Raw genomic sequence first — 15,040 nt, 5'->3', positions numbered from 1 at the left:
GGTGGCGCCAAACAACACCAACCGGGAGATCACAGATGACTTTCAACAGACGACAGTTTCTAGCGACGGGCACAGCGCTGGCGGGTGCGGGCCTCATGCCGCGTATCGGTCGGGCGGCAGATCCGATCAAGCTCGGCTCGATCCTCGATACCTCGGGAATTTTCGACGCCTACGGCAAGCCGATGGATCATGCGATGCGCCTTGCCGTGTCGGATCTGAACGACGGCGGCGGTCTCTTGGACCGGCAGATCGAAATTCGCGCCTATGACACGCAATCCGACATGGCGCTTTACGCGCAATATGCCCAGCAGCTAACGCGACGGGACCAGGTGGACGTGGTGCATGGCGGTATCCTGTCCGCCTCGCGCGAGGCGATCCGCCAGACCATGCGCCGCAGCAACACGCTCTATTTCTACAACGTGATGTATGAGGGCGGTGTCTGTGATCGCAACATCTTCATCAATGGTGTGACGCCGGCCCAGCAGGTCGAGGTTCTGATTCCCTACGCGATGAAGCAATCGGGCAAGAAGGTCTATGTGCTGGCGGCTGACTACAACTACGGTCAGATCATGGCGCGCTGGATCGACAAGTTCGTGCGCGACAATGGCGGCGAGGTCGTGGCGACGGATTTCTTCCCGCTCGATGTCGCAGATTTCGGCTCCACCATCGCCAAGATCCAGTCCGCCGCGCCCGATCTCGTGGTGGCGCCGCTGGTGGGGGGCGCGCATCTGTCGTTTTTCCGGCAATGGGCGGCGTCGGGCATGAAAGATCGTATTCCGCTTGCCTCCACCACGCTGGGCGTGGGCAATGAGCACAAGGTCCTGACCGCCGAGGAGGGCGACGGGATCATGGTTGCCTACAATTACAGCCAGGAGATCGAGTCGCCCGAGAACAAGGCCTTCAAGGCCAAATGGGAAGCCGCGGGCGGCAATGCGAGCGAAATCAACGAGTTCGCTATCTCCACCTATGCCGCCATCATGACCTGGGCCGAGGCCGTGCGGCAGGCCGGCACGGCCGCGCATGATCCGGTGGTCGAGGCGCTGGAGTCGGGGCTGTCGGTGGACGGACCCTCGGGCATGTTCACGGTCGATCCGCAGACCCACCATGCCATTGCGGATGTGCGCCTGATGGAAATCAGGGACCAGAAGATGCAGGTTCTCGAAACCCTGCCGCAGCGGCAACCGATGGATACGCAGGCGGTGTGCGACCTCGGGGCCAACCCCGACGACAACACGCAGTACGAGATCGACATCTGATCAAACGCGACGCGCGAGGACGGGGCCGCCCGGCGGTGGCCCCGCCGTCCCGGCACGGCGCCGGGGGTGTTGCTTATTGTCCGAAGGGCCCTGACACATGGATCTGACAATCGTCATCGTGATCGAAATGCTTTACGCTGTCGCGTCTCTCGCGCTGATCAGCGTCGGGCTGGCGGTCGTGTTCGGCATGATGAAGGTGATCAACCTCGCGCATGGCGAGTTCATGATGATGGGGGGCTATGCCACCATCGTCGCCGTCAACCTTGGTATCAACGTGTTCGTGGCCATGCTCATTATCGCGCCGTTGGTGGTGGGGCTGATCGGGCTGGTGGTGGAGCGCCTTGTCATTCGGCATCTTTACGGGCGGCTGGTGGACACGATGCTGGCCACCTGGGGGCTGAGCCTGTTTTTCATCGGCCTGGCGACGATCATATTCGGCAATACCACCACGGGGATTTCCACGCCGATCTCGGGACTGGCGATCGGGAATTACCAGATCAACGGGTATAACCTGTTCATCGTGGTGGTGTCGGTCCTGTTGATGATCGGGCTCTACCTGGTGCTGGGCCGGACAAGGCTCGGACTGATCGCGCGTGGCACGATGCAGCGCCCCGATATGGCGTCGGGCCTCGGCTACAGCCCCGAGCGGATCTACATGGCCACGTTTTTTTGCGGCTCGGCCCTGTCGGGTCTGGCCGGGGCGATCCTTGCACCGCTGGTGGGGTTGGTTCCGACATCGGGCGGGGCCTATATCGCCAAGGCTTTCATCACCGTGATCGCGGGGGGGCCGTCGCTGATCGCGGGGCTGGTCAGCAGCGCCAGCGTCTTTGGCGTCATTGACCGGATCTTCACCTTTGCCATGTCGCCGGTGATCGGGGAGGTGGCGCTTCTGATTGCGGCGGTGGTGCTGTTGCGGCTTCTGCCGCAGGGAATCACCGCGCGCTTTTTCCGGGGGCGCATGTGATGCAGGGATCGGCCGGAAAAGACGTGATCACCACGCTCATCGTGGCGGCGGTTCTGGTTTGGGCGCTGCCGCTGATGGTCGGAACCTATACGCTTACCGTGCTGGCGATCTATGCGATGCTGGGCCTGAGCCTCGGTCTGATCTGGGGGTTCGGCGGAATCCTTTGTTTCGGACAGGCGGCGTTCTTCGGTCTGGGTGCCTATACCTATGCCATTGCGGCCATCAATACCGGCGAGAGCACCTTGCCGATGATCCTTGCGGTGATGGTGCCCGGCGTTTTTGCCGCGTTGCTTGGAGCGATGATGTTCTATGGCCGACTCGGCGATGTCTACCTGGGGGTGATCACGCTTGTCGTGACGCTGATCCTGTTCAAGTTCATCAATTCCACCGCCGGGCCGCAATACACCATCGGAAACGCGCGGCTGGGCGGGTATAACGGCATACCGGGCTTTCCGACGCTCAACGTGCCGGGGCGGACCGATCTGTCTATCTGGGGTGACGGGCTCTATTACTTCTGTGCGGCGGCGCTGCTGCTCGTTTACTTCGGGGTGACGTGGCTCTTGCGGTCGCCTTTCGGACGGGTTGCCGTTGGAATCCGGGAGAACGAGACACGCATGTCGCTGATCGGGTATGACGTGCGAATTCGCAAGACGGTGATGTTCGCCACCGGGGCCGCGATTGCCGGGCTGGCGGGGGCGCTTTTCGCGAATTGGGGCGCGATCGTCACGCCGGGGCTTTTCAGCCTGTCGCAATCCGCCGAAATCATCATCTGGTGTATCGTCGGTGGGCTTGGCACGCGGTTCGGCCCGCTTCTCGGGGCGGCGGGGCTGGGATACCTGAAGTTCCTTCTTGGCCAGCAAAGCATGATCAACAACACGATGCTGATGGGCCTGATCCTTGTGCTGTTCGTGCTGTTCCTGCCGCGCGGCGTGGTGCCGGCGGCGATGTCCGTCTGGCGGGCCAGCGTCGGACGCCCGCGCCGCGCCGGGCGGGCAGGGGCGGTGCGCCGCAATCGCAGGAAGGATCGGGTCGATGGCTGAGCCGGTTCTGGAAACCCAGCATCTGACCATGCGTTTTGGTGGTGTCGTCGCGGTGGACAATGTGACCTTCACCTTGCGGCGTGGTGAGCTGCGTTGCCTCATCGGGCCGAATGGCGCGGGCAAATCGACCTTCTTCAAATGCCTGACCGGGCTGCTCACCCCAAGCGAGGGCCATGTTCTCATGCAGGGGGAGGAGACCACCGGCTGGGCGCCGCATCGGGTGGCCGCGCTCGGTGTCGGGATCAAGACACAGGTGCCCAATGTGATGGACGGGTTGTCCGTGCAGGAGAATATCTGGCTTGCCGCGCGTCGCTTCCTGCCAAGCACGCAAGCCGACGCCAAGACCCGCGAAGTCATCGAGCGACTGGCATTGGGGCAGATCGCGCGCACCGCGTTGGGGCGGCTGGCGCATGGCGAGCGCCAGCAGGTCGAACTGGGTTTCGTCGCTGCAAGCGATCCCTGGCTGGTGCTGCTTGATGAGCCCGCCGCGGGGATGACCGCTGGCGAGGTTGCCCGGATGTCCGAGGTGATTCACGAGCTTAACCGCACCGCCGCCGTGGTCATCGTGGAGCACGACATGCAATTCATCCGCTCAATCGCGAGCCGGGTCACCGTTTTCCACCAGGGGGCGATCCTGATCGAGGACGACGTGGAGACGGTCATGTCGGACCCGCATGTGCGCAACATCTATCTTGGAAAGAAGGCCTGAGCATGTCGGACGAAACTCATCTGGGCCTGCAGGTCAAAAGCCTTTCGGGCGGCTATGGCAAGGTGCCGATCCTGCACGGCGTGGAGTTCGACGTGGCCGAACGCGAGGTCGTGGGCATTCTCGGTCACAACGGAATGGGCAAGACAACGCTCCTCAAGACCCTGATGGGGTTTCTGCCGGCAACCTCCGGGCAGATCCGGTATCACGATGCGGATGTCACCCGCCTGGCACCGCACGATCGGGCGGCGCTGGGTATCGGATACGTGCCGCAGGGGCGGGGCATCTTCCCGCAATTGAGCGTGCGAGATAATCTGCGTTTTGCCTGGCACGACTATGCCGGGGGCGACGAGGCCGTGGTCCTCGACAGTGTGCTGGCCGATTTTCCGCGGCTTGAACGGCTCCTTGATCGCGACGGTGGCACCTTGTCGGGTGGCGAGCAGCAACTGCTTTCACTGGCGCGCAGTCTCATGGGAGATCCGGATCTCTTGCTGCTCGATGAACCGACCGAGGGCATCCAGCCCTCGATCATCGAGGAGATGGAGGAAACGCTTCTGCATCTGCGCAAGGCGCGCGGTTTGTCGATCCTTCTGGTGGAGCAGAATTTCGATTTCATTCATGACCTGTCCGACCGCGTTCTGGTGCTTGAACGCGGACGCATCACGGCCGAGCTTTCGCGCGATGACATGGCGGACCGCGCCAAGGTGGATCAGTTCCTCGGTTTCGGCGCCGCACGAACGACACGCGGGGCGCGCCCTGTCGCATCGCCGCGCCCTGGCCCGCCACCGCCCGGCCACGGCAGGGACGACGCACCCCCGGCTTCGCCACGCCGCCCGGATACCCCAATTCCTTCAACCCCGGTGACACAGATGACGATAAACCGCCCGACGCTGACCCAGATGCGCGACATGGCCGACAGGTTCGGCATGAGCCTCACGGATGAGGATTTGCAGGAATACCGGCAGATCATCGAACCTTATATCCAGGCCTATGACCGGCTCGACGCGATGCCCGACAACCTTCCCGAAGTGCGCTATCCGCGGGCGCCGGGGCATTTTCCCGACCCAACGGAAAACCCGCTGAATGCCTGGTATGTCAAGACCGAGGTAAGCGGCGCCCCCGATGGCCCATTGCGAGGCAAGCGGATCGCACTCAAGGATACCGTCTGTCTTGCCGGGGTGCCGATGATGAACGGGTCCTCGATCATCGAGGGGTATGTGCCCGAGATCGACGCCACCATCGTGACGCGGATGCTGGATGCGGGGGCCGTGATCGCCGGCAAGGCGCATAGCGAGAACCTGTGCCTGTCGGGCGGGTCGCATACCGGTGCCAAGGGGCCGATCCACAACCCGTGGAAGCGCGGCTACATGGCGGGAGGGTCGTCGGGTGGCTCCGCCGCTCTGGTTGCGGCGGGCGACGTGGATATGGCCATTGGCGGCGATCAGGGTGGCTCGATCCGCATTCCGTCGTCGAATTGCGGGGTTTACGGGATGAAGGCCACGCATGGCCTTGTGCCCTATACCGGGGTGATGCCGATCGAGCAGACGATTGACCATGTCGGCCCGATCACGACCTCGGTGGCTGATAATGCGATGCTGCTCGAGGTTCTGGCAGGCGAGGACGGCCTTGATCCCCGGCAGTATGCGCCAAAGACCTTCCGCTATACCGAGGCTTTGGGTCGCGGCGCGCAGGGGATGCGCATCGGCATTCTGAAAGAGGGGTTTCATCGCTCCGAGGGCGAGTCGGATGTGGATGACAAGGTGCTGGCCGCCGCCGACCGCTTCAAGGCGCTGGGCGCGCGGGTCGAAGAGGTGTCGATCCCGGAACACAATCTCGCGGTGGACTGCTGGACGGCGATCACCGTTGAGGGGCTTCAGGATCACCTGATGCACGGCCATGCCGGCGGCACCAACTATCGCGGCCTTTTCCTGCCGTCGATGATGGACCGCATGTCACAGTGGCGGGGCCGTGCGGATGAGTTGAGCCATTCGCTGAAGGCCTGCATGTTCCTTGGAGAGTATTTCCAAGAACAGTATCGCGGCCGGTTCTATGGCAAGGCGCAGAATCTCATGCGCAAGGCGAATGGCAGGTATGGAGAGGCATTGCGCGAGTTCGATCTGCTGCTGATGCCCACCGTGCCGATGAAACCGCAGGAGATTCCGCCGCCCGATTGTTCGATGAGCCTTTACGTGCAGCGCGCCTTCGAGATGATCGGCAATACCGCGCCGTTCAACGGCGGATTGCCGGCGATGAGCCTGCCTTGCGGTTTGAGCGAGGGGCTTCCCATCGGAATGATGCTTGTGGGGCCGAGCTATGGCGAGTTGAAGATTTATCAGGCCGCCCATGCCTTTGAACAATCGGGCGACTGGCGCACCATGTAAGGAGTCAGCGCATGTCCATTCTCAACGAAAGCCTGGCCGGCCAGATCCGGGCGGCAGGCCATACCGCGCCATCCGACCCGGACGGCATCGGCACTCCGGTCGACGGGATGTCTTATGTCAGGGGAACGACGCTGCCGGAATTGCGGTTCATCACGATCCCGCAGCTTTTCCGCGAGACGGTGGCCCGCTTCGGGCCGCGCGACGCGGTGATCTTTCCCCGGCAGGGGATACGCCAGAGCTATTACGAGTTGGACCGCGCCGTCGACGAACTGGCCGCCGGCCTGCTGGCGCTGGGGCTTGAGAAGGGCGACCGCATCGGCATCTGGGCACCGAACTGTCACGAATGGGTGCTGACGCAATTCGCCACCGCACGGATCGGGCTTGTCATGGTCAACATCAACCCGGCCTATCGGCGTTCGGAGCTGGAATATGCCCTCAACAAGGTGGGCTGCAAGGCGCTGATCTCGGCGCGGTCGTTCAAATCCTCGGACTATGTAGGAATGATCCGGCATCTTGCGCCCGAAATGGAAAACTGCGCGCCGGGTCGATTGCGCGCCGATCGCCTGCCGCATCTGCGCCATGTGATCGTGATGGGCGCGGGCGCGGTCGCCGGCGCGCATCTGTTCGACGACATTCGCAAACTGGGCGGACCGGCGCAGCAGTTGCGCCTTCCGGTGCTGGACCGGGCGCTCGACCCCGACGACGCCATCAATATCCAGTTCACCTCCGGCACGACGGGCCATCCCAAGGGTGCGACGCTGTCGCATTACAACATCGTCAACAACGCCCGTTTCGTCACGGACCGGATCACCCTGACGGAAATGGACAGGCTGTGCATACCCGTGCCGCTCTATCATTGTTTCGGGATGGTCATGGGGGTCCTGGGGGCGCTGAGCAAGGGCGCGGCCATGGTCTTTCCCGGCCCGTCCTTTGAACCCGATGAAACACTTGCGGCCCTTTCGGCGGAGCGGTGCACGGCGCTTTACGGTGTGCCGACCATGTTTGTCACGCTGTTGCAGGCACTTGAAAAGGCACCGCACGATCTGACGGCGATGCGCACCGGCGTGATGGCGGGGGCACCCTGTCCGGTGGATGTCATGCGGCGCGTCGTCCGTGACATGCATATGCCCGAGGTCACGATCTGCTATGGCATGACAGAGACCTCCCCGGTGTCGTTTCAGAGTTTCGTGTCCGATCCGCTCGACAAGCGTTGCGAAACCGTGGGCAGGGTGCATCCCCATCTTGAGGTCAAGATCATCGACACCGAGGGACGCATCGTGCCGCAGGGCAAGGACGGGGAATTGTGCACGCGTGGCTACTCGGTAATGAAGGGTTACTGGGATGAGTCCGAGAAAAGCGCGGAGGCGCTGCGCGGCGGATGGATGCACACCGGCGACCTTGCCCGGTTCGACGCGGAGGGGTTCTGTGCCATTGTAGGCCGCGCCAAGGACATGATCATTCGCGGCGGTGAGAACATCTATCCCCGCGAGATCGAGGAGTTCCTCTATGGTCACCCCGGAATAGCGGATGTGCAGGTGTTTGGCATTCCCGATGAAAAGATGGGCGAAGAGATCTGCGCCTGGGTCGTGCCGAAACCGGCCGTGAAGCTGACTCCCGAGGATCTGCGCGCTCATTGCAGCGGTCAGATCGCGCATTTCAAGGTGCCGCGCCATTTCCGCATTGTTGACGAGCTGCCAATGACGGTGACCGGCAAGCCGCAGAAGTTCATCATGCGTGACCAGATGATCGAGGAGTTGAGCCAGACCTCTTCGATGTGAGGTGGCGAGTGCGGCTCCCGCTCCTTTTTTCCACGTTCGATGCCGGGAGTGGGCAAACCCTGTTGGTCGACATGGTATGGTAAGGGTTTCGGAACAAGGCGGAGCCGACCATGGGTGTAAGCATTCTTGTCGCGACGACGTTTGACGATGGCGAAACCCGGAGGCGCAATATCGGTCGGCTCCGCCGTGCGCCTGACGAGTTGGAATCCGATAACCTTGGTTTGCTCCTCGATGAGGCGAAGCACTTGCTGAGGCGACTGCAGGAAGCGATCTTGCAAGATCAGATCAATGAAGGGCATTGCCAACTTGTTTGCACCCGTCCGAATGCGGCCTGATCCGCCCCGCCGCCGCAACCGGATCGAGCGGTTCTTCATGAAACTCAAGCATGACAGGGCCATCGCAACCCGATACGAGAAACACGACGCCAACTTCCTCGCCCTGGTAAAGCCTAGTCATAATCTTTACGTGGGCGGCCATGAAAGGTGAGTGCGGCCACAAGCGCGACCAATATCTCCTCGCGACGTGACGTTGCGCGTTGCACAACACCCAGCCGGCGGTGAATGGACGGTGATCCGAAAGGAAACCAATCCAGCGTCGCAGTAACCATATCTTGCAACGCGACCTGCGGCACTATGGCAAAGCCAAGCCCCGCCCGGACGCAACCCACCACCGCAGGCATGGTGTTGACCGAAAGGATCTGCCGAGGAGTCCCGCCAAATCGGGCTATTTCGGTGTCGATCTGGCGCGCCAGCGGCACCTGTGAGCGGTAGCGGATGTAAGGAACCGTGCGGATCAAGTCGTCGACTGACATCCCGCCAGTACCCGGTGGGGTGAGTACAATCAGGGGCTCTGTCATCACCGGGGTCCAGCGCAAACTGCTTGGCACGGCGACATGATCGGCAACAAGCGCGGCATCAAGCTGCCCCGACACAACCTCGCTCATCAACTCCTCTGACATGCCGACGCGCAAACGGAAATGGAGGTCAGGATAGCTGACCCGAAGTGTTGCGAGCGATTTGGGCACCAGCGAATTGGCCCCGGTGCGCAGCGATCCGAAAGCCATAGTACCGCGCACGGCCCCCCCGCCGACCGAGGCTTTTGTCTCTCTCACGATCTGCAGAATTGACTGGGCCGAACGCACCATTTCCGCCCCTTTCGCAGTCAGCACAGGCGGACGGCGGGAACGGTCGAACAACTGCGTGCCCAACTCGGCTTCCAACGCTGCAATTTGCTGGCTGATTGCAGAAGCCGTCAGATTTACGGCCTGCGCCGCAGCGGCAAAGCCACCGTGCTGCTGAACAGCGAGAAGGGTTTCTAATTGGCGCGTATCCATGCCTTAAGATAAGATAATCTAAATATAAAGGCAATAAATAAGCTCTTTGTAAGGGTTACTCTTGTGTTATGCTATCGTCATAAACAAAACTGCGGTTCACAAACCGCTGCTTTCTCTCATTGGGAGCGACCTCATGACATTTTGCACGGGCCTCTTGATCGCCGCCGATGTCTCCCTCTTCCGGGCGGTTCGCAATCACATCAAATCCCGAAAGCCCGCAGAAAGGTCGCCCGATGCACTTGCGTCATGATCCTGTTTACCCGTCCCGGCGTTCGCCGGTTCTTGCGGAAAATGTTGTGGCAACGTCACAGCCACTGGCCACCCAAGCCGGTCTTGCGATCCTGCAACAAGGCGGTAACGCCGTAGACGCAGCCGTTGCCACGGCCGCAACCCTGACCATCGTCGAGCCGACTGGCTGCGGGCTGGGGTCGGATGCATTCTGCATTCTGTGGGACGGCAAAAAGCTGCATGGGCTGAATGCCTCTGGCCGCGCACCCGCTGCATGGACACCAGAGCGTTTCGCCGGCGGCATACCTGAGCATGGCTGGGATTCGGTCACCGTTCCGGGCGCCGTCAGCGCATGGGTCGAACTTTCCGAGAAATTCGGAAAGCTGGATCTTGCCACCGTGCTGGCCCCCGCGATCCGCTATGCCGAAGACGGGTTTATCGTATCGCCGGTTGTTGGCACGGCATGGGCAAAAGGAGCCGCTGTTCTAAAAGACCAGCCCGGTTTTGCGGAAACCTTCATGCCCGATGGCCGTGTGCCCAAACCCGGTGAACGGTTCCGCAATCCCGGCGCAGCGCGCACATTGCGCGCGATTGCGGAAACCAAGGGCCGCGCGTTCTATGAAGGTGAAATCGCACAGGAAATCGCAGCCTTTGCCAAGGCGCACGGCGGCGCGATGACGGTCGAGGATCTGGCAGCACACCGCAACGACTGGTGTGGAACCATCAGCCAGAGCTTTGACGATGTGGAATTGCATGAAATCCCTCCAAACGGTCAGGGCATCGCGGCGCTGATGGCGCTTGGCATTTTGCAACACACTGCGATCCGCGACCACGGCCCCGACGATCTGGCCGCCGTCCATCTGCAAATCGAGGCAGTGAAACTGGCCTATAGCGACTTGCATGCCTATGTCTCGGACCGCGACCACATGGGCGAGGTCGACGAAACGGCCCTGCTGGCCCCGGACTACCTCAAGTCACGCGCCGCGCTGATCGACCTTGATCGGGCGCAGGATTTTGGCGCAGGAGCGCCAAAGCTGGGCGGCACCGTGTTGATGAATGTCGGGGATGCATTCGGTATGATGGTCAGCTTTATCCAGTCCAACTATGCCGGTTTCGGCTCTGGCGTGGTGGTGCCCGGCACCGGCATCTCAATGCAGAACCGCGGGTTGGGCTTTACCACCGAACAGGGCCACCCCAATCAGGTGGCTCCAGGCAAGCGCCCTTTCCACACCATCATTCCGGGGTTCGCGATGAAAAACGGCGCGCCTCTGATGGCGTTCGGTATGATGGGCGGCCCGATCCAGGCGATGGGGCATATGCAGTTGCTGCTACGCACCCAGTTGTGGAATCAGGACCCTCAGACTGCGGCAGACGCGCCACGCTGGCGCACGATCGAGGGGCTGGAGGTCGCCTGCGAACCCTCCATGCCGGCCGGCATGATCGACGGTCTGAAAAAGATGGGTCACAGCGTTCAGGTCGAGGCGCCTGACAACGCCTTTGGTTTTGGCGGTGCGCAATTGGTGCAACGGCTGGAGGGAGGCGGCTATGCGGCTGGATCGGACCCGCGCAAAGACGGTCAGGCAGTCGGCTACTGATGGCAGTTGATTGACAGCATATTATTTGCAACCGCATATTAAACCAATTCCATATTGGTTTTACGGTTGGTTCAAGAGGAGCACACTTTGTCCCTGGTCAACACCGAAGCACAACCGGACCTGCTTGTCGTTCAGGACTTCAGCCTGCGGTTTCGTGGTGCGCCCAGCGACCAGATCAATCGCGTCAGTTTCTCGGTCGGTTCGGGCAAAACCCTGTGTATCGTCGGTGAAAGCGGCTGTGGCAAAAGCGTGACCTCACTTGCCATGATGGGTCTGCTGCCCGCCGGTGCAGCACAGATCAATTCGGGGAAAATGCTGTTCGAAGGGCAGGCCATGAACCTTGCCGACCCGAAGGCCATGCGCAAAATCCGCGGCAGCCGGATGACGATGATCTTTCAGGAACCGATGTCCTCACTTAATCCGGTGTTTCGCATCGGTGACCAGATTGTCGAAGCCGTCAAGGCGCACAGCGATGCAACCGACGCCCAAGCGCGCGACCGTGCGGTGGCAATGTTGCAACGGGTCGGCATCCCCGCGCCTGCAAAGCGGATGCGCGACTATCCGCACCAGCTTTCGGGCGGGATGCGCCAGCGCGTGATGATTGCAATGGCCTTGGTCAACGACCCGGCACTTTTGATTGCAGACGAGCCGACGACCGCGCTGGACGTGACCATTCAGGCGCAGATTCTGGAACTGATCCGCGATCTTCAGGCAGAAACCGGTATGGGCACCATCATGATTACTCATGATCTGGGTGTGGTTGCGGAAATCGCTGATACGGTGGCCGTGATGTATGCCGGAACTGTCGTGGAAACAGGGCCTGCCGAGCGGATATTCAACGACCCCCAGCACCCCTATACCATCGGGTTGATGTCCTCGATTCCGCAACTGACCGGCGCGCGCGGGCGGCTTTCGACTGTTCCAGGCATGGTGCCGACAGCGCGGAACATGCCGGCGGGCTGCCGTTTCTCAACGCGCTGCCCCTTTGCCCGTCCGGTTTGCACCACCGAGCCGCCGCTTGTTGAAATAGGTGACGGTCATCAGGCCGCCTGCCATTTCGCCCCTTTGGAAATCAAACTGAAGGAAAGCGCATGAGCGACAACATTCTTCGGGCGCGCGGGCTGAAAAAGCACTTCACGACCGGCGGTGTCGTGATGGGCACCGCAGGCGTGATCCGCGCCGTTGATGATGTCTCCTTTGACGTTCGGCGGGGTGAAACCTTTGCCATCGTCGGCGAATCCGGCTGCGGTAAATCCACGCTGGCGCGGCTGCTGATGCGCCTGCTGTCGCCCACCGAAGGGGATGTGATCTTTGATGGCATAGATGTGCGCAACCTCAAGGGGCGCGATCTGACCGCCCTGCGCAGGGACATGCAATTCATCTTTCAAGACCCGTTTTCCTCGCTCAACCCGCGCATGAGTGTGGGCAAGCTGATCGGTGAGCCGCTGGAAACCCACTTTCCCGACATGAGCGGGGCAGAGCGGCGGGCCAAGGTGTCGGAGTTGCTGGACAAGGTCGGGCTGCGCCCCGAACACGCCGAACGCTATCCGCATGAATTTTCCGGCGGTCAGCGCCAGCGCATCGGCATCGCCCGCGCGTTGGCCTCTGCACCAAAGCTGATGATCGGCGATGAGCCGGTGTCGGCGCTGGATGTCTCGGTGCAGGCGCAGGTGATCAATCTGCTGGGCGATCTGCGCGACGAATTGGGGCTGACACTGGTGATCATCGCGCATGATCTGGCGGTGATCCGGCACATGAGCGATCGCGTGGCAGTGATGTATCTGGGCCAGATCGTCGAACAAGGCACGGTTGATACCGTGTTCCAGCACCCGCGCCACCCCTACACCCGCGCGCTGTTGTCGGCCATTCCGGTGGCCGCCTACGGCCAGCGCCTCAGCCAGACCGCGCTGCATGGCGAAATGCCCAGCCCGGCCAATCCGCCATCCGGCTGCCGGTTCCACACCCGCTGCCCCTACGCGCAAGACCGCTGCACCTCGCAGGCCCCCACGCTGCGTCCCACAGGCAACGGCGAAGATCACGTTGCGGCCTGCCATTTCTTCGCGGACATCGCAGCCGCAGAACCCGATCCGGGCCGTGTCGGTACGCCGCCCCGTGCCGCAGGCGCCAGCGCGCGCTTTGCGCTTTATCAGGACGCCATGCAGGAGCGGGCAAATGTCCGGTCCGGCCAAGACCAAAAGCAACAGGCTGAACCAAAACCATTCCATCAACAGGAGAGTTCGACATGAAACTGACTAAACTGACCCTTGCAGCAGCCTTGCTGGGGGCGACAACGCTGGGCGCACAGGCCGCCGATCTGCGCATCGCGCTGCAATCGGATGCCGACGTGCTGGACCCCGATCAGTCGCGCACCTTCGTGGGGCGGATCGTTTACACCGCTCTGTGTGACAAACTGGTCGACATCACGCCCGATCTGGAGATCATCCCGCAACTGGCCACCGAATGGTCGTTTTCAGAGGATGGCAAACAACTGACGTTGAAACTGCGCGATGATGTGGTTTTTCACGACGGCACCCCGTTCGATGCCGCAGCCGTGGCCGCCAACATCGATCGCAGCCAAAACCTTCAGGAATCGCGGCGCAAATCCGAACTGTCATCGGTGACGGGCGTCGAAGTTCTGGGCAGCCACGTGGTGCGCCTTGATCTGACCAGCCCCGATGCAACGCTGATGGCGCAGCTTGCGGACCGCGCTGGCATGATGGTGTCGCCCACCGCCGCAACACAGGCCGGTGCCGATTTCGGCCTGAACCCCATTTGCTCCGGGCCTTACAAGTTCAAGGAGCGTGTGGCACAGGACCGGATCGTTCTGGAGAAATTCGAAGACTATTATAACGCCGACGACTTCCACTTCGACACGGTATCCTATCTGCCGATCCCCGACACCACAGTGCGGCTTGCCAATCTGCAATCGGGCGACATCGACATGCTGGAACGTCTGGCCGCCACGGATCTGGCGCAAGCAGAAAGCGATGCGGGCATCCAGGTGGCCAGCGCCGTGTCGCTTGGCTATCAGGGCATCACGATCAATGTGGCCAATGGCGACAAGGCCGACAATCCGTGGGGCAAAGACAAACGTCTGCGTCAGGCGCTTAGCCTTTCGTTGGACCGCGAGGCGATCAATCAGGTTGTGTTCAACGGTGCCTTTGCGGCGGGCAACCAGCCCTTCCCACCGACATCGCCATGGTACAGCAAGGACTTCCCCGTGCCCGCGCGCGACGTGGAACAGGCCAAGGCATTGCTGGCCGAGGCCGGTTTCCCCGATGGCATCGACCTTGAGGTGCAGGTGCCCAACACCACCATTCCGCTGCAACTGATGCAGGTCGTGCAATCCATGGCATCCGAGGCAGGCATCCGCATTTCGCTGGTCTCGAAAGAGTTCGCAACATTGCTGTCGGACCAGACCGCAGGCGACTATACCGCCAGCCAGATCGGGTGGTCGGGTCGTGTCGATCCCGATGGCAACATCCATCAGTTCATGACCACCGATGCCGGGCTGAACGATTCCAAATACTCCAACGCCAAAGTTGATGCGCTGCTGAACACAGCACGCACGTCCAACGATCAGCAGGTCCGCAAGGAAAGCTATAACGCCGCCCGCGCGATCCTGAACGACGAGGCGCCCATCGTGTATCTCTACCACCAGACATGGATCTGGGCACTGGATTCCGCGATCTCCGGCTTCACGCCCTACCCTGACGGGATGATCCGTCTGAAAGGCATGAAAAAAGAAGACGGCTAAGC

At 61.6% G+C, this 15,040-nt stretch carries 11 protein-coding genes and 1 pseudogene; 11 read left to right on the top strand and 1 reads right to left on the bottom strand.

Annotated elements, in window-relative coordinates; genetic code table 11:
* The first annotated feature begins 35 nt into the window (after positions 1-35).
* The 7 genes and pseudogenes from FLO80_RS06700 to FLO80_RS06670 all read left to right on the top strand — a co-directional run.
* Complete coding sequence (locus FLO80_RS06700) at positions 36-1,256, top strand: urea ABC transporter substrate-binding protein (protein WP_111362966.1); 1,221 nt, start codon at positions 36-38, stop codon at positions 1,254-1,256.
* 97 nt (positions 1,257-1,353) lie between these two features.
* Positions 1,354-2,220 carry an ABC transporter permease subunit gene (locus tag FLO80_RS06695; RefSeq protein ID WP_111362963.1) on the top strand — a complete coding sequence of 289 codons (867 nt, stop codon included), beginning with the start codon at positions 1,354-1,356 and terminating at the stop codon, positions 2,218-2,220.
* Positions 2,220-3,260 carry a branched-chain amino acid ABC transporter permease gene (locus FLO80_RS06690; RefSeq protein ID WP_111362961.1) on the top strand — a complete coding sequence of 347 codons (1,041 nt, stop codon included), beginning with the start codon at positions 2,220-2,222 and terminating at the stop codon, positions 3,258-3,260. Before FLO80_RS06695 ends, FLO80_RS06690 begins: the two co-directional genes overlap by 1 nt.
* A complete protein-coding gene (locus tag FLO80_RS06685; protein ID WP_111362958.1) occupies positions 3,253-3,969 on the top strand; it encodes an ABC transporter ATP-binding protein in 717 nt (238 codons plus the stop codon). Before FLO80_RS06690 ends, FLO80_RS06685 begins: the two co-directional genes overlap by 8 nt.
* A 2-nt stretch (positions 3,970-3,971) precedes the next feature.
* On the top strand, positions 3,972-6,347 hold the full coding sequence (locus FLO80_RS06680; RefSeq protein WP_111362955.1) for an amidase: 2,376 nt from the start codon (positions 3,972-3,974) through the stop codon (positions 6,345-6,347).
* A gap of 11 nt (positions 6,348-6,358) precedes the next feature.
* The gene (locus FLO80_RS06675) at positions 6,359-8,125 is read left to right on the top strand and encodes an AMP-binding protein (RefSeq protein ID WP_111362952.1); all 1,767 of its coding nucleotides are present in this window, start codon (positions 6,359-6,361) and stop codon (positions 8,123-8,125) included.
* Between the two features lie 110 nt (positions 8,126-8,235).
* Positions 8,236-8,418: pseudogene (locus tag FLO80_RS06670) on the top strand (ISKra4 family transposase); the annotation flags it as partial.
* A gap of 155 nt (positions 8,419-8,573) precedes the next feature.
* Here the strand turns inward: FLO80_RS06670 and FLO80_RS06660 are convergent.
* Positions 8,574-9,458 (bottom strand): LysR substrate-binding domain-containing protein, encoded by an 885-nt coding sequence (locus tag FLO80_RS06660; RefSeq protein WP_111362947.1) that lies wholly within the window; start codon positions 9,456-9,458, stop codon positions 8,574-8,576.
* A gap of 233 nt (positions 9,459-9,691) precedes the next feature.
* On the opposite strand from FLO80_RS06660, the gene FLO80_RS06655 reads away from it, so the two are divergent.
* The 4 genes from FLO80_RS06655 to FLO80_RS06640 all read left to right on the top strand — a co-directional run bounded on the left by FLO80_RS06655 (position 9,692) and on the right by FLO80_RS06640 (position 15,038).
* A complete protein-coding gene (locus tag FLO80_RS06655) occupies positions 9,692-11,281 on the top strand; it encodes a gamma-glutamyltransferase family protein (protein ID WP_111362944.1) in 1,590 nt (529 codons plus the stop codon).
* Between the two features lie 87 nt (positions 11,282-11,368).
* Entirely contained in the window at positions 11,369-12,376 is a 1,008-nt protein-coding gene (locus FLO80_RS06650; protein ID WP_111362942.1) for an ABC transporter ATP-binding protein, read from the top strand.
* Positions 12,373-13,527, top strand: coding sequence for an ABC transporter ATP-binding protein (locus FLO80_RS06645; protein WP_111362939.1), 1,155 nt, complete (start codon positions 12,373-12,375; stop codon positions 13,525-13,527). The genes FLO80_RS06650 and FLO80_RS06645 overlap by 4 nt, the downstream gene beginning before the upstream one ends.
* Positions 13,524-15,038 (top strand): ABC transporter substrate-binding protein, encoded by a 1,515-nt coding sequence (locus FLO80_RS06640; protein ID WP_111362937.1) that lies wholly within the window; start codon positions 13,524-13,526, stop codon positions 15,036-15,038. The genes FLO80_RS06645 and FLO80_RS06640 overlap by 4 nt, the downstream gene beginning before the upstream one ends.
* Positions 15,039-15,040: the final 2 nt, after the last annotated feature.

This window comes from Aquicoccus porphyridii (genome assembly GCF_008369105.1).
Classification (GTDB): domain Bacteria; phylum Pseudomonadota; class Alphaproteobacteria; order Rhodobacterales; family Rhodobacteraceae; genus Aquicoccus; species Aquicoccus porphyridii.
This window is presented reverse-complemented; position numbering and strand designations above follow the sequence as displayed.